Raw genomic sequence first — 14,829 nt, forward strand, 5'->3', positions numbered from 1 at the left:
AATGAATTGCCTTACCAAGGTAAACCATTAACCACTGTGGTAATTCATGCTTCGCAAGCATTTGCTCTAAAAATTGTGAATAAAATTTCATTTCGTAAGCATTACCATTCTTGTCATTGCATGGATAGAAATACAAAAAAACCTTCCGCCCTTATAGCAAAGGACGAAAGGTTATCTTCCGTGGTACCACCTTTGTTCCGCACCCCGGAAAAGCAAGCACGGCACTCAAACAGATAACGGCTGCGGCCGGCTTGAAATAACGGATGAACCCGCTTCATTCAAGCAACTCCGGGGCGACAAGCGAAGCAGTAAATTCCTGCGGTACCTTTCAGCGTTACAGTCCCGCTCTCTGGAGGCTTGGCTGCTTACTCTTCCCCTTCAACGTCAATATATGTTGAAAAAAATCAGATATAGCATATTTTATCCAAGATGTCCCCGAAAGTCAACTTGCGTCTACGCCTAATTAGTGACCCATCATCATCGGCATTTCGGCTTTTTCCGCGCTTGCGCCTTCCGCGCGCTTCGGCTTCGAGAGCATGAATCCGATCAGCGTGCCAACGACGCCGATGATCGTCAGAATCAGGAACGTATCCCCGTAAGAAGATGCCGCCACATGGGAAGCAATCACGGGAGTGATGTCGGCAGGATTCGTTATTCCTCCGGCCGCCATTTCGGAAGCCATGTAATGCTCGGAGCGTCTAGCCAGAATCGTGGCAAGACCCGCTACCGCAAAGGACGTCATAACCTGCTGGGCTGCACTTGTAAGCGAAGTTACGCGGCCAACCAGTTCAGGAGGTGCTGCTTGAATAATATGCGTATTAAGCGGCATCATCGAGAGGCCCATACCCGCTCCGAGTAAAATGAGCGGAAGAATATAAGTGCCTACCGTTGCATCGGCTGAAATGTTAGATAGCAGGAATGCGCCAATCGTAACAATGCCAAGACCGGTCATTACAAGTGGACGAGCTCCAATCTTGTCAAACAGCTTGCCGCCAATCGGCATGCAGATCGCCGCGGCCAAAGCCTGCGGAAGCAGGATCAAGCCGGTATCCAGGGCGGAGTAGCCTTTGGCCGTCTGCAGGAACAATGGGAACAGGAACAACGTGCCAAAGAGGGCGATCTGGGATACCCATTGAACGACGATTCCTTTGGAGAAATCCGCCGATTTGAACACGCGAAGCTCAAGAAGCGGCTGTTTGCGGTTCAATTCCACGATAATAAAGATAATAAGCGAAACGCCGCCTACGATAAGACCGGTCAACGTTTTCGCAGAGCCCCAGTCTGTACCGCCTTCGCTGACTCCGTATGCAAGGCCTGCAAAGGCAAGCGGTGCAAAGATCATACCGAGAAGATCAAGCTGCGGAACCGTTTGGCGAGCCAAAGCCGGCAAGGTGCGAAGACCAAGAACAACTGCTACCGCGCCAACAGGGATGTTAATAATAAAAATCCAGTGCCAGGTGACATAGTCAACCAACCAGCCTGCAAGGACAGGCCCAAGAGCAGGCGCGAGCAGCATCGGAATACCGATCATGCCCATCACGGCGCCTTGTTTGCCCGGAGGGCTTAAACGGTAAGTAAAGGCCATTGCAATCGGAGCAACCATGCCGCCGCCCAGACCTTGAATAATGCGGTAAATAATCAATTGGTCCGCCGTAGTCGCAAATGCGCAAAGCGCTGAACCGATTGTAAACAAAACGATGGAAGTCAAATAGATCTGCTTCGCGCCGAAACGGTCGGATAACCATCCGGCAAGCGGAATAACGGCGGCCTGCGCAAGCGCATAGCCCGTTACGGTCCATTGGATAAGCGACAGGCTTGCTCCCCCAAAATCTTCGCGAAGTTTAGGGATCGCTACGTTCATCGCCGTACCGTCGAGAATAACCATGAACATCCCCACAATGATAGCGAGAAGCGGTACCATTATGGATTTGATTGACATGGAGCCGTTGTTTGTTGCTTCAGTCATGTATTTCTCTCTCCTCCTGAAAAAATTTTAGTAATCTTTGCTTGGGTAGCAAGTTACTCTTTCTCTATTGCGAATCCGCTGACGCCTTGACCTCTCTACTATCCAGCAGTAAAATGAGTAAGGCGCAAGACGACTGCGGACAATTGTCCGCTAACGTATGATACCGGACAATTGTCCGGTTTGTCAATACAGCCAGGCTTTATTTATTTTTTCATGAAATGGAGGGTGCGCGCATGACCGATAAAAAGAAGGACTCGCAAGAGGTTAGCAAGATGATTCTGCAAGCCGCAAGGTCCCTTTTTGCCGAACACGGCGTTGAAGCCGTCAGCATGCACCAGATTGCTAAATCCATTCAAATTGGACAAGGCACCCTGTACAGGCGTTACGCGAACAAATCCGACTTGTGCATGGACCTGATGAATGACACCTTCGAGGATTTGATGGAGGAAATCCGCCGCCTGCTGGAGCCGCTTGCCGATAAGCCTGTCCATGACAGACTGACAGCCGTACTCCGGCGTTTGATCGTCTTCTCGAACGATCAGCTGGAATGGCTGAAGGTCATTAAGGTCAGCAAGACGTGCAAGCCGGAAGACATGGATTTCTATGAAAGTCCAAACTACCGGAAACTAAATAATCTGTTTCTGTCTCTCCTACGGGAAGCGCAGAGCAAAGACGAAATGATAGCCCTTGATCCCGAATTTACGGCCCATATGCTGATTAGCGCGATGGCTCCCGAATCTCTTATCTATTATTCCAAAGTGCTTGGTTACTCGATCGAACAGATTGCCGACAACTTCTGCATGACCATGCTGGGTCCTTTGTTCAAGACTAACCAAGGTAAAACGGTTTCTCCGTGAATTGAAAAAGCTCCGCCGTCAGCCGCGAGATAGGCTAACGGAGGAGCTTTTTCAATTAGGGAATATAGAGAAGCTGTCCTTCCGCAACGGAAGATTCATTCAAGCCGTTATACAACAGAATCTCACGGGGATTCAAGCTGTACCTGACCGCTATCGACTCCAGCGTCTCGTCTCTTTGCACGATGCAGACGCGGATTTTGCGGAATTCGTTCTCCTCCGACTGTTTGCCGAGAAATAAGGTCTTCCACTCGATATCGTCGCCGGATGAACGGGTTTTGGCCTGCTCGGCCTGCTTGGCCGCAACTTCTTCCGCGGCCTGGCGGGCAGCCTGCTCGCGCTTGCTCGTTTGCAGCAGCGTCATCAAACCGACATTCGGCGCTTGCTCCGGATTGTTCTCCGGCTGTTTGCTGCCTACGCCTATCCGGATTTCCTGCTTTTCGTTATCCGGCACGCGGGGAGCCTCTGGCTGTGCCTGCCATTCCGCTTCAACCGCCGGCTCTTCGCCAAAGGAAGCAAAAGCCTCCTCTTGTTCCTCCGCTTGCTCGGCAAATGACTCTTCCTGCCAGTCTTCTTCGCTCTCCTGCTCGAATTCGTAAGTATTTTCCCTCTGCGAAGGCGGAGGCGCTTGCGGAGGAACCGTTGGCTGGTAGAACGGATTCACCGGTTGATAGGACTGTGCTTCAGGCTGCTGGTTCACCGGCTGATTGGCCGGCTGGCTCGATTGGAACCACTGGGAAGCAGACCAGCCGCCGTCCCTCGGCGACGCCGAGATGGTGACGGAGGCATCCGCTTCATCGGCTTCATCCAGTTGCTCTTCCTGCTCCTCTTCCTCGAATGCCTCGAAGCTTTCTTCTTCTTCCTCTTCTTCCTCGAACTCTTCTTCCTGAGTTCTCTGCGCTGCCGGCAGCTGGCCCGCAAAGCCCGTAAAATAAGGCTGCTGGGTCACGGACTGCCAGGTTTCCGGAGGCTGGGATTCAATGTCCGACTGCGCCTCCGCCTCGAATTCCGGCTCTTCATTCGAAGCCTCGCGCTCATGAACGACCGTAATCGGCTCCTCCCGCCACGCCTCTTCCGCATCGGGCAGCGGTTCGACCAGTATGCCTCTAAGCGATAATACGCCAGTAACGTTAAGCGTCCGAGCAGACAATAAGTCGACGTCAAAATTATCGATTTCTACCGAGATGTCGTCCAGCCGGGATACCCGGTTGAGCGGCAGCGTAATTTCGACCGGAATCCAGTGCTCCAGCGTCTGTAAGCTGCCTCCGTCCGATTGTCCGCGATACACGCCGTTCAAGAGCAGCTGCCCTTTCAGTACTGCATGATCACCCTGCTCAATGACCTGAATACGCGGGGTTAGCTCGATTTCCTCCAGTTCGTCAATCGCCGCTACCTCATCCGGCAAATGAATACGCTCATACAAATCAAATCGCAAGCCTTTGGATTGATCTGTCACGCGATATCCTCCCTCCCAATACCATAAATGAAAAGCAAATGCCTAAAGCTTGGGCTAAAGTTACATTCACTAATATCTATATGGCGCGGAAATAAGGAGCATGACTATCAATTTGTCCGTCCGCCCAGCTTGTCAAGAAGATTTGCAAACCAATCGGGCATCTCTGCATTCGCTTCTACTAAATCACCGGTCCACGGATGAGGAAAAAGCAGCCGTTCGCCATGGAGCGCCTGATGCTGCAGCAGCCTCGTTTCCCCTCCGTACAGCTTGTCGCCAATCAGCGGATGTCCAAGATGGCTCATATGCACGCGAATTTGATGGGTTCTGCCGGTTTCCAGCTGCAAACGGACAAGCGTAGCGTCCGAAAACGTGCGAATCGTTTCATAACGAGTAATCGCTGGATCGCCGCCAGGCGTTACGCGTCGTCTTGAAGAATGATGACGGTCTTTGCCGATGGGGGCATTGATCGTGCCGGATGCCTTTTTTACCTTCCCCTGGACGACTGCCAGATAACGCCGGTCAATCCGCTTCTCGCGCATGGCTTCATCCAGTACCCATTGGGCAAGATCATTCTTCGAATACAGCACCGGACCGGACGTATCGTCATCCAGACGGTGGATATGCCGGACGGGAAGCGGATCGCCTTGCGCAAGCAGCCATCGCGCTGCCGATTCGTCCAGCGTACCGGTCTGACCGGCATGGGATTCATGAACCGGCATACCCGCGGGCTTGTTCAGGACAAGGCAGAAATCATCCTCGTAGAGGATATCCACCGCGGGTTCAAGCGAGGAATGGCCGCCGCTCTTTACTTTTCGGTATAGCGAATCCGAGACAGGGTCAACCGGCGGGAAGGCCAAGAGGCGAATGCGCTCTCCCTCCCAACCGATACCGCCTACCGAGAACAAACGGTTAATCCATTTGGCCGGAAATAAAGAACAGGCCAGCAGCCACTGCCGCACAAGATGCGGGTGACTGCCGGCCTCCGGAATGGAAAGCTGCTCCGTTTGCTGCCCGGAAGCCGTATCCTTGCCTGCCGCTTTCCCGGCCAAATCCGCCGGCAGCAGCGACAGCCATTGCCCCTCGCGTCGATAAGGACGTTTATGCATGGATATCGAAACCTTCCTGTTCTATGTTTTATAAGCTTGCAAGCGCCTGATCATGGACCGCAATCGTTGCGTCGATATCTTCGTCTGAATGGACGGCCGATACAAACATGCCTTCAAACTGCGAAGGAGCAATACTTACGCCAAGATCAAGCATCGCCGAGAAGTAGGCTCTGAATCGTTCAAGATTGGAGGTCTTCGCTGTCTCGAAGTTGATGACATGCGTATCGGTGAAGAACGGGCATACCATCGAACCGACCCGGTTGATCGTTGTTGCAACGCCATGCTTAGCGGCATTAGTCTCAAAGCCGAGTTGAAGCCGGACGGCTTGACGCTCCAACAGCTCGTAGGTTTCTTTTGTCAGCAGCTTCAGCGTGGTATAGCCGGCTGCCATTGCGAGCGGGTTGCCGGACAAGGTGCCTGCTTGATAGATCGGGCCGCTTGGCGCGATCATTTCCATGATCTCGCGTTTGCCGCCGTAAGCGCCGACCGGCAGGCCGCCGCCGATGACTTTGCCGAAGCAGGTCAAGTCCGGCGTAACGCCGTACAGTCCTTGCGCGCAGTTGTAATGGACGCGGAAGCCGGTCATGACTTCGTCAAAGATGAGCAGGCTGCCGTATTGCTCCGTCAGCTCGCGGAGACCCTGCAGGAAGCCCGGCAGCGGCGGGACAACTCCCATATTGCCCGCTACAGGCTCGACAATAACGCAGGCAATCTCTTCGCCAAATTTTTCGAAGGCGAGCCTCGCCGATTCCAGATCGTTATAAGGAACGGTAATCGTTTGGGAGGCCACGCCTTCCGGAACGCCGGGGCTGTCCGGCAGGCCAAGCGTAGCTACGCCGGAGCCGGCTTTGATAAGCAGGCTGTCGGCATGCCCATGATAGGAGCCTTCGAATTTCAAAATCTTGCTCCGCTTCGTATAACCGCGCGCAAGACGCAGCGCGCTCATCGTCGCTTCCGTGCCGGAGTTTACCATGCGGACGATATCAACGGAAGGAACGCGTTCTACGACGAGCTCGGCCATTAGCGTCTCCAGTTCGGTAGGCGCGCCAAAGCTTGTTCCTTTTTCCGCGGTTTTCTTAATCGCTTCGATGACTTCGGGATGGGCATGACCCATGATGAGCGGTCCCCACGAACCCACGTAATCAATGTAGCCGTTGCCGTCGATATCGTATACGCGGCTGCCCTTGCCGTGATCCATATAGACCGGGTTAAGACCTACGGATTTGAATGCGCGCACCGGGCTGTTTACGCCGCCGGGAAGCACCTGCTTCGCACGGGCGAAAGCCTCTCTCGAACGGTTATCGCGTCTGTTGCCAATCGATTTGCTCATCCCTCTTTATTCTCCTCTCAGCCAGCGCGAAGCATCCTTCGCGTGGTAAGTAATGATCAGATCCGCGCCGGCGCGCTTCATGCTGATCAGCTTCTCAAGCACGATCGCCTTCTCGTCAATCCAGCCGTTAGCCGCAGCGGCTTTCACCATGGCGTATTCACCGCTTACGTTGTAGGCAACGATCGGCAGATCGAAGCTGTCGCGAAGCTGGCGAACGATATCGAGATAAGAAAGAGCAGGCTTGACCATCAGCATATCCGCTCCTTCCAGCACGTCGGAATCCGCTTCGCGCAAAGCTTCGCGGGCGTTGGCAGGGTCCATCTGGTACGTTTTGCGGTCGCCGAACTGCGGCGCGGACTTCGCCGCATCCCGGAAAGGCCCGTAGAAAGCGGAAGCATATTTGACGGAATACGACAAAATCGGAACATGGCTGAAGCCCGCTTCATCCAATCCTTCGCGGATAGCCGATACGAAACCGTCCATCATGTTCGACGGAGCAATCACGTCCGCTCCCGCTTCCGCCTGGGAAACGGCCGTGCGAACGAGCAGCGACAGAGAAGGATCATTATCCACAACCGCCGTGCCCGTAGCTTCATCCAGATGCACCATGCCGCAATGGCCGTGATCGGTGAATTGGCACAGGCAGGTATCCGCCATAACGATCAGCTCAGGCGCCCATTTCTTGATCAGGCGCGTAGCCTCCTGTACGATACCGTTCGGATCATAGGCCGAAGTACCTTCAGCATCCTTATGGTCAGGCAGACCAAAGAGCATAATCGCCTGAATGCCAAGCGAGGTGATCTCGCGGATCTCCGTCTCCAGAAGATCAAGCGAGAAGCGGTATACGCCCGGCATCGAGCTGATCTCTTCCTTGATGTTCGTTCCGTATTTCACGTAGATCGGATATATAAAATCATTCGCCGTCAATACGGTTTCGCGTACGATATTGCGCATAGCGGCCGATTGGCGTAATCTGCGGTGTCTCACAATAGGAAATGCCATGTTAAAATCCTCCTTTAATCCTGCTAGCGATGGGTATGCGATAATGGCTCGTAATCAAGACGGATCAGCCGTCAAACGTTTGGTCATCTGATACTGAACCAGCGCTTCAACCAGTGCTTCGATTGTAGCATCCTCAGGTTCAATCGTAACGGAAAGCCCGGCTTCGGTCGCCGTCTTCGTGGTTACGGGGCCAATACTTGCTATATCTATGCCGGCCAGCTGCGCGGCCGGATCCTTGAACCCGTTCCTGCGAAGCACCTCAAGCAAATTCGTTACCGTCGATGAGCTGGTGAACGTAATCGCATGAATCTCCCGTTTGCGGATCCATTCAAACGCCTGCTCATCCTGCGATTCCGCAATTACCGTCTCGTAAACATCCAGTTCAACCGGAACAAGCCCCTTAGCCTTCAGCTCGCGCGGCAAAATCTCGCGCGCGAGATCGCCGCGGGGAAGAAGAACTTTTTCTCCCGGCTGCAGTTCGCCCTCCAACCGCTCAAGAAGTCCTTCCGCCTGAAACTTGGCCGGCAGCTGATCGGCAATCAGGCCACGCTTCCGCAAAGCTTCGGCGGTCCGGGGACCAACTGCCGCAATGCGGGCGGCATGGAAACGCCGGATATCTACCTCGAAGCGATCCAGCCAGTTGAAGAAATACTCCACCCCGTTCACGCTCGTAAACATTAACCATTTATAGGATTCCGCATCCGCGAGAGCCTTACGGATTGCTTCGACAACAGCCTCATCCCGAGGCTCGCGCGTCTCAATGACCGGAAGCTCGCAAGGCTCGCCGCCAAGCTCTTCGATCCGGTCAGCCAGGTCGCTGGCTTGGGCTCTGGCCCGCGTGACAAGCACGCGCACGCCAAAGAGCGGCTTCTGCTCGTACCATTTCAGCTTTTCCCGCTGCAATACTACGTCACCAACGACAATAACCGCCGGTGGCTGGAAATTCGCCTCTTTCACGATTCGTTCAATCGACTCCAGCGTGCCGACAATCGTCTGCTGCTCCACGCGGGTCCCCCAGCGGATAAGGGCAACCGGCGTTGTTGCCGGCTTGCCGTGACGGATAAGCTGCTCGGCAATATAACCGATCTTGGCTACGCCCATCAGGAAAATAAGCGTACCCGTCGCATTGGTTACCTTATCCCAATGGATGGAGCGGTCGAGTTTTTCCGGGCTCTCATGCCCCGTTACAATGGATAAGGAAGAGGCCAGATCGCGGTGAGTCACCGGAATACCGGCATAAGCGGGAACCGCGATGGCCGATGTAATGCCAGGAACAATCTCGAACGTAACGCCATGCTCCTGCAGCAATTCCGCTTCTTCGCCGACTCGGCCGAAGATCGTGGGATCCCCGCCTTTCAGCCTTGTGACCGTATGCCCTTCCAAAGCCAGATCCACGAGCAGCTGGTTAATCTCTTCCTGCTTCATCGTATGACGGTCCGGAAGTTTGCCGACGTAAATTTTGCGGGCGCCTTCCTTCATATGTCTCAGCAGCCTTGGACTCGCCAGACGGTCATAGACAACAACGTCGCTTCGTCTCAGACATTCCAGGCCGCGAACCGTAATCAGCTTAGGATCTCCCGGTCCGGCGCCTACGAGATAGACAACTCCCTTATTCATTCCGTTATCCCCCGTTACCCCCGTATTCCGCCAAAATGCGGTCCGCGCCTCTTGCTGCCAAAGCTGCCGCAACGTCACGGCCCAGCTGCTCCGGATCGGTGCCCCTCCGGATTTCCTTCAGCATCACTTCTCCGTCGGGAGAGCCAACCATGCCGGTCAGCTCCAGCTCGGCGTTATCGAAGCTGTCCCCAGACTTCTTGTGCACCACGGCGAAAGCGCCGATCGGAACCTGGCAGCCGCCGTTCAGCGCGCCCAGGAAGCTTCTCTCCGCACGAACGGACAACGAGGTTTCGGTATCGTTCAGCAAGTCAAGCAGCTCGCGCACGCCGGCATCGTCCGTGCGGCACTCAATGCCAAGCGCTCCTTGCCCAACCGCCGGGATCGACAGATCAACCGGTATAAAAGCGGAGATCCGGTCCTGCCAACCCATTCGGGTAAGCCCGGCCGCAGCCAGGACAACCGCATCAAAGCCTTCCGTCTCCAGCTTCCGGATCCGCGAGTCGATATTGCCGCGGATGGAATCGAGCTGAAGATCCGGCCGGATATTTTTAAGCTGACTGGAGCGGCGCAGACTGCTTGTTCCCACGCGCGAGCCTGGAGGCAAGTCCTCAAGCGAGCTCCCCTGCTTCATAATCAGGCAGTCTCGCGGATCAACCCGTCTGGGAGTAGCACCGTTCATCAGGCCTTCCGGCAGCTCGTAAGGCATATCCTTCATGCTGTGGACAGCCATGTCGATCTCGCCGTCAAGAAGGGCTTGCTCGATCTCTTTTACGAACAAGCCCTTGCCGCCAACCTTGGACAACGTGACATCCAGAATGCGGTCGCCCTTCGTCACAATTTTCCGAATTTCGAAATCGTACCCAAACCCGTGCTTCTCGCTGATTCGTTTCAACTCGTCAATGACTTGCCCCGTTTGCGTCAAAGCAAGAGCGCTCTGGCGTGTTCCTACCACGATTGTACGCGGTCCATTATTATGAGCTCCCATTATTGTCTTCCTCCCGTCGTCCATCCAAGGGCCTTTTTGCCCGAAGTCGTTCTACCCAAGCTTTTAATTCGATGTTTGTCCGATCCCCAAACGGCACTTCTTCGGCTGCCAGCCTCAGCAGCATTTCCCGCTCGCCCGGCTCGGAGACAGCGGCTTTCACGTATTCGCGCAGCCGCCTGAGCTGCTCCACGCTATATCCGTATTCCTCGCCGTATTGCCCTTCAAGCTCCCGCTTCAACCTTGCCGATAAAGCCGGGCTTGCGCCTGTTGCGGAGACGGCAATCAGAAGATCTCCGCGGCGTATAACCGAAGGATTGAGAAACCCTCGTCCCTCGGACTCGTCGACCGTATTCACCAAAGCCCCGGCCCGCCTGCCGTCATCCGCAATCCGGCGGTTAAGCCCGGAATCATCCGTTGCGGCAAACAGCAGACGCGCCTCCAGCGCATCCTCCGGCTCGTAGGTCCGGCAATGCCATCGAAGGGATCCGCATGAAGCAAGCTCCTCCAGCCGGGAGGTGATCTTGGGACTGACAAGAAAGACGGTATCCGCTCCCGCCTCCAGGAGGCCTAACGCCTTGCGCTCGGCAATCCGCCCGCCGCCTATAATGACGCAGCGTTCGCCGCGAAGCTGAAGCATTACCGGGTAGTAGCCGTTCATGCGCATCCCCTTCTTCTAGTGAAACGTCGATAGATAACTGGATAACAGATTAATGATCAGCATAACGAACGCGATCAGATGAAGTCTTGCAAGCTGCGTGCCCGGACGTCTAAGCATCGCTCTTTGAATAATATAATTGACGTAAAAGATCAAAGTCGCAAACGAGGTCAGCACCTTCCAGTCAAGCAGCAGCTGCGGCCGTCCTTCCGCAATCAGCAGCGTAACCGCAACCGACAAGGACATGGCCAGCAAAGGCACGCCGATAATGATCGCCCTGTCCGAGAAGCGTTCGATCGTATCAAGGCTTGGGAGCCTGCGCGTGAACGGGGTCCAGCGCTTCCCTTTCAACTGCTTGTGCAGGAAGAGGTACATTCCCGCGAACACCGACCCTATCGTAAGCGATGCATACGCGCATAGCACCAAACTAATATGTACAAGGAGCAGGTCGCGCAAAGCCTGCGAAACCCCGAATTGCTCATCCACGCCCGGCCGGCTGTACAAGTTTAGGGCAAGCACGGAGAAGCTGATGATGTTGACAAGAAAAACCAGAAACTCGATTTTGAAAAACTGGCTGATGACCAAGGATATTGTAACCAGCAGCCACGAAAAGCCTAGCCAATATTCAAAGGAAGAGATTGCCGCAATCTCGAAATGGGTCACGAGCCGGCTCACCAGAATGACGGTTTGCAATATCCATACAAAAATAAGGAGCCCTGTTCCAATCCGCTTCGCTCTCCGGTTCGCATCCATGAAATCGGAGAAGTAAAACAGAAGGCTCAGGGCGTAAATATAAAGTATCGCGTCGTAAAGCCATTTTTGCGTAAAAAACATAAGCTTCCACCTTGCCGCCCTTCGCGATTATTCGGGTAGCGCGCTGTTATCGAAGGATGGACGCCAGTGCCGAAGCTGCCGGACGTGCAGGCATCGTTTTCTTTTTCGCCGCAGACGCCGTGTCTGCTTCAGCTTGTTTCGACTGGGCCAGCTCATCTTCAAGCGCAAACAACTTAACGAACATATCCATTGCTTCCTCGGAATGCTTCTCCCCGGCCATCTCTTTGATCCGCAGGATCGGATCTTGCATCATCTGGTTCACAATGCTCTTCGTCAGCTTGCGGATCACCTTCAGTTCATGCTCGTCCAGATCCGGCAGCTTGTTCGTCAGGCTGTTAAGCGTCTCTTCGTGAATGTGGGCAGCCTTTGTCTGGAGGGCGCGGATCAAAGGCACGACGCCAAGCGTCTTGTACCATTGCTCGAACTGTTCCGACTCTTGTTCAATCATCGTTTCGATCTTCTCCGCTTCCTTCCGGCGCTGCTCGATATTGCTAGCCACAATGCCTTCCAAATCGTCAATGTCGTACAAGAACACGTTCTCGACCGCGGCAATCCCCGGATCAAGGTCGCGCGGAACGGCGATGTCGATCATGAACAAAGGCTTCGACTTCCGGCGCTTCATCGCCTCGGCTACCGCTTGGCGTTCCAGCACGTAACCGTCCGCTCCCGTAGAGCTGATCACGATGTCCGCTTCATGAAGCTTGCTTGCCGCATCTTCCATCGAGCAAGCGATACCGTTAAATTTCTCGGCCAGCTGGGCAGCGCGTTCGTAAGTCCGGTTCACCACGATAACGCGGTCAGCGCCATTGGCGTACAAATGCTTTGCGGTCAACTCGCCCGTCTCTCCGGCGCCAATCACCATAACGGTCTTCTTGTTGAACTGGCCGAAGATCCGCTTGCCAAGCTCAACAGCCGCATAGCTGACCGATACCGCCGATTCTCCAATCGTTGTCTCCGAATGTGCGCGCTTCGCCATCGTAACCGCTTGTTTGAACAGCATGTTGAACAAGGTTCCTGTCGTCTTCTGCTGCTGCGCAAGCGCAAAAGCATCCTTCACTTGCCCGAGAATTTGCGTCTCTCCGATCACCATCGAATCAAGTCCGCTTGTTACCCGGAATAGATGCTCGATAGCCTTGTCATCCTCATGCATATATAAATGGCTTGTGAACTGCTCTCTTGGCAGCTTGAACCACTGCTCCATAAAGCTGCGGATATAATGCCCGCATAGATGGTGTCTGTCCACTACCGCATACAGCTCGGTACGATTGCAGGTCGCAACAATGACACATTCCATAATGCTGTTCGTGCTCATTAGTTGTTTGAGCGCTTCCGGCAATTCTTTCTCTGCTACGGCAAATCGTTCTCTTACTTCTACGGGAGCTGTTCTATAGTTCAAACCAACTACGATAATGTGCATGCGCGTTCACCTGCCTTTCTTCAAAATTAACTTTAGAATGATTATAACATAGTTCGACAAGCCGTATAACTTCATATTGGCTTCATTTATGAATAATGTTTGAAAACCCTCATTGCCATTATTCCCTGTTTATACAAAGAAAATAACCATGGACCGAGGTCTATGGTTATCTCTATATCGTTTCAATTTAAAAGCTTAAACAAGCTCAACTTGTTGCATTTTTGGTTCTTCTACTTTCAACTCGCCCATGCCGCGAATCAGCTTCTTCGCATGAGTAGTTGTCGGCTTCAGTACAGCGATCATGTAGTCAATCGCAAGCTGTGGATCCACAGTTTCACCGCAAGTGTAGCAGTCGAGAGCGGCGAATCCTTTCTCAGGATACGTATGAATCGAGAGATGACTCTCCGACAGCAATACAAGTACTGTTGCTCCTTGAGGCTCAAATTGTTTCGATTGCACCGATAATACGGTAGCGCCGCATGCTTCAGCAGCCTCCACCATTTGGGCTTGCAAAAATTCAGCGTTGTTCAGCAGATCAAAGTCTACTCCCCAAGTATCAACAGCAACGTGTCTTCCGAAAGTTGAATATTCCATCTTCCGGTTCCCCCTTCCTAGGAATAAAATGTTTAAAAAAATTTCATCCGCTAGGACCTACGTCATTCACTTCCCGAGGGAATAATCTCTCGCAACATAACCATGTCCTGAGTGAATCCTGGTTCCTATTTTGTTTAGACCAATGTTTTCAACGAGATTAAAAATAACATCTATTGGGCAGAATTGCAACCCTTTTTTTCGGGAAGAAACGAAAACTTTTTTCCGCTTCAATCCCGTATACACAGTATGTGGCTGAAGCGGTTTCGGTACCTTGGAAAGCGTCCATTGCATTATCATTTTTTCGTAAAAAAAGAAGCCGCATTCAGCGGCTCCCTGGATTCAAGGCTTATCGAGTTAAGCTTCTAATACAAACAATTTCTTGGTCAGCATCGCCAGTCTTTCGTCGATGCCGGCAATTTGCAGACGGTCCTTCGTTTGATTGCGCAGGTCAAGCAATTCGTTAATCGCGTTGTTGACCAGCTCGATTTCACGTTCGATTAAGCGGCTCTTGAACACACGCTCCAATTGGCCGACCGTATCCTTGTATTCGAATACGACCCGTGTGCCCGACGATGTGCTTTCAACGATTTTGCGGACGCTGCCATTTGTATAATGGTAGATCATCGTATAATGGCTGTAGATACGATTAACAATTGCGTCTCCACGGAAAGCCGTTACGGCTTTGCGCATGGCGTTGGTCAGCTTGGGGTGAATCAGGCGGCAAGAGAGTTCACATACATAGAGGTCTTGCTGACGTTCAAACGTCAGTGTGACTTCTTCCTTCCCTGCTACGTCTTCGAGAACCAGCTCCTGGTTTCCGTTATCGAGGACCTTCACGTTCATGCATACCTGCTGGTCATCGAAAAACCGAATAAATTGCTTCATCTCATCGCTCGTCAATTGCAGTTTGGCACTTACATACTCTGTGGCTAGCCGCTGAGCCATAAAAATCTCCTCAATTCTTTAAACTTGCGCTTTTGTTCTTAATGCCTAAGTATATTATACGTGATCAG

At 53.2% G+C, this 14,829-nt stretch carries 13 protein-coding genes and 1 other annotated feature; of the genes, 1 reads left to right on the forward strand and 12 read right to left on the reverse strand.

The features are described from left to right. Nucleotides 1–156 precede the first annotated feature (156 nt). Nucleotides 157–391, reverse strand: a binding site (T-box leader). 72 nt (nucleotides 392–463) lie between these two features. Next, on the reverse strand, nucleotides 464–1,966 hold the full coding sequence (locus EV294_RS12865; protein ID WP_132307319.1) for an MDR family MFS transporter: 1,503 nt from the start codon (nucleotides 1,964–1,966) through the stop codon (nucleotides 464–466). A 233-nt stretch (nucleotides 1,967–2,199) separates the two neighbouring features. Between EV294_RS12865 and EV294_RS12870 the strand changes: the two genes are divergently transcribed. Further along, entirely contained in the window at nucleotides 2,200–2,823 is a 624-nt protein-coding gene (locus tag EV294_RS12870) for a TetR/AcrR family transcriptional regulator (RefSeq protein WP_165930675.1), read from the forward strand. Between the two features lie 55 nt (nucleotides 2,824–2,878). Here EV294_RS12870 and EV294_RS12875 read toward each other — a convergent pair whose 3' ends face one another. The 11 genes from EV294_RS12875 to EV294_RS12925 all read right to left on the reverse strand — a co-directional run bounded on the left by EV294_RS12875 (nucleotide 2,879) and on the right by EV294_RS12925 (nucleotide 14,761). Next, on the reverse strand, nucleotides 2,879–4,276 hold the full coding sequence (locus tag EV294_RS12875) for a LysM peptidoglycan-binding domain-containing protein (protein ID WP_132307323.1): 1,398 nt from the start codon (nucleotides 4,274–4,276) through the stop codon (nucleotides 2,879–2,881). Between the two features lie 107 nt (nucleotides 4,277–4,383). After that, on the reverse strand, nucleotides 4,384–5,382 hold the full coding sequence (locus EV294_RS12880; protein WP_132307325.1) for an RluA family pseudouridine synthase: 999 nt from the start codon (nucleotides 5,380–5,382) through the stop codon (nucleotides 4,384–4,386). A gap of 28 nt (nucleotides 5,383–5,410) precedes the next feature. Next, nucleotides 5,411–6,712: a glutamate-1-semialdehyde 2,1-aminomutase gene (gene hemL / locus EV294_RS12885; protein ID WP_132307327.1), complete on the reverse strand. Its 1,302-nt coding sequence runs from the start codon at nucleotides 6,710–6,712 to the stop codon at nucleotides 5,411–5,413. A gap of 6 nt (nucleotides 6,713–6,718) precedes the next feature. Continuing rightward, nucleotides 6,719–7,714, reverse strand: coding sequence for a porphobilinogen synthase (hemB, locus tag EV294_RS12890; protein ID WP_132307329.1), 996 nt, complete (start codon nucleotides 7,712–7,714; stop codon nucleotides 6,719–6,721). 54 nt (nucleotides 7,715–7,768) lie between these two features. After that, nucleotides 7,769–9,331 carry a uroporphyrinogen-III C-methyltransferase gene (gene cobA / locus EV294_RS12895; protein ID WP_132307331.1) on the reverse strand — a complete coding sequence of 521 codons (1,563 nt, stop codon included), beginning with the start codon at nucleotides 9,329–9,331 and terminating at the stop codon, nucleotides 7,769–7,771. 4 nt (nucleotides 9,332–9,335) lie between these two features. Continuing rightward, the gene (gene hemC / locus EV294_RS12900) at nucleotides 9,336–10,316 is read right to left on the reverse strand and encodes a hydroxymethylbilane synthase (protein ID WP_132307333.1); all 981 of its coding nucleotides are present in this window, start codon (nucleotides 10,314–10,316) and stop codon (nucleotides 9,336–9,338) included. Next, nucleotides 10,303–10,974 carry a precorrin-2 dehydrogenase/sirohydrochlorin ferrochelatase family protein gene (locus EV294_RS12905; protein WP_165930676.1) on the reverse strand — a complete coding sequence of 224 codons (672 nt, stop codon included), beginning with the start codon at nucleotides 10,972–10,974 and terminating at the stop codon, nucleotides 10,303–10,305. The genes hemC and EV294_RS12905 overlap by 14 nt, the downstream gene beginning before the upstream one ends. A 15-nt stretch (nucleotides 10,975–10,989) precedes the next feature. Further along, nucleotides 10,990–11,805 carry a cytochrome c biogenesis protein CcsA gene (gene ccsA, locus EV294_RS12910; protein ID WP_132307337.1) on the reverse strand — a complete coding sequence of 272 codons (816 nt, stop codon included), beginning with the start codon at nucleotides 11,803–11,805 and terminating at the stop codon, nucleotides 10,990–10,992. Nucleotides 11,806–11,851: 46 nt separating this feature from the next. Beyond that, entirely contained in the window at nucleotides 11,852–13,222 is a 1,371-nt protein-coding gene (gene hemA / locus EV294_RS12915; RefSeq protein ID WP_132307339.1) for a glutamyl-tRNA reductase, read from the reverse strand. A 195-nt stretch (nucleotides 13,223–13,417) separates the two neighbouring features. Next, a complete protein-coding gene (speD, locus tag EV294_RS12920; RefSeq protein ID WP_091185927.1) occupies nucleotides 13,418–13,816 on the reverse strand; it encodes an adenosylmethionine decarboxylase in 399 nt (132 codons plus the stop codon). 354 nt (nucleotides 13,817–14,170) lie between these two features. Further along, complete coding sequence (locus EV294_RS12925; protein WP_132307341.1) at nucleotides 14,171–14,761, reverse strand: non-ribosomal peptide synthetase module; 591 nt, start codon at nucleotides 14,759–14,761, stop codon at nucleotides 14,171–14,173. Nucleotides 14,762–14,829: the final 68 nt, after the last annotated feature.

It is taken from the genome of Paenibacillus sp. BK033 (assembly GCF_004345425.1).
GTDB lineage: Bacteria > Bacillota > Bacilli > Paenibacillales > Paenibacillaceae > Pristimantibacillus.

Coding starts and splice junctions, on each gene's coding strand:
- hemB (WP_132307329.1), bottom strand. CDS start 7,714: ATGGCATTTCCTATTGTGAGACACCGCAGATTACGCCAATCGGCCGCT.
- EV294_RS12865 (WP_132307319.1), bottom strand. CDS start 1,966: ATGACTGAAGCAACAAACAACGGCTCCATGTCAATCAAATCCATAATG.
- EV294_RS12905 (WP_165930676.1), bottom strand. CDS start 10,974: ATGAACGGCTACTACCCGGTAATGCTTCAGCTTCGCGGCGAACGCTGC.
- hemA (WP_132307339.1), bottom strand. CDS start 13,222: ATGCACATTATCGTAGTTGGTTTGAACTATAGAACAGCTCCCGTAGAA.
- speD (WP_091185927.1), bottom strand. CDS start 13,816: ATGGAATATTCAACTTTCGGAAGACACGTTGCTGTTGATACTTGGGGA.
- hemL (WP_132307327.1), bottom strand. CDS start 6,712: ATGAGCAAATCGATTGGCAACAGACGCGATAACCGTTCGAGAGAGGCT.
- ccsA (WP_132307337.1), bottom strand. CDS start 11,805: ATGTTTTTTACGCAAAAATGGCTTTACGACGCGATACTTTATATTTAC.
- hemC (WP_132307333.1), bottom strand. CDS start 10,316: ATGGGAGCTCATAATAATGGACCGCGTACAATCGTGGTAGGAACACGC.
- EV294_RS12925 (WP_132307341.1), bottom strand. CDS start 14,761: ATGGCTCAGCGGCTAGCCACAGAGTATGTAAGTGCCAAACTGCAATTG.
- EV294_RS12880 (WP_132307325.1), bottom strand. CDS start 5,382: ATGCATAAACGTCCTTATCGACGCGAGGGGCAATGGCTGTCGCTGCTG.
- EV294_RS12870 (WP_165930675.1), top strand. CDS start 2,200: ATGACCGATAAAAAGAAGGACTCGCAAGAGGTTAGCAAGATGATTCTG.
- cobA (WP_132307331.1), bottom strand. CDS start 9,331: ATGAATAAGGGAGTTGTCTATCTCGTAGGCGCCGGACCGGGAGATCCT.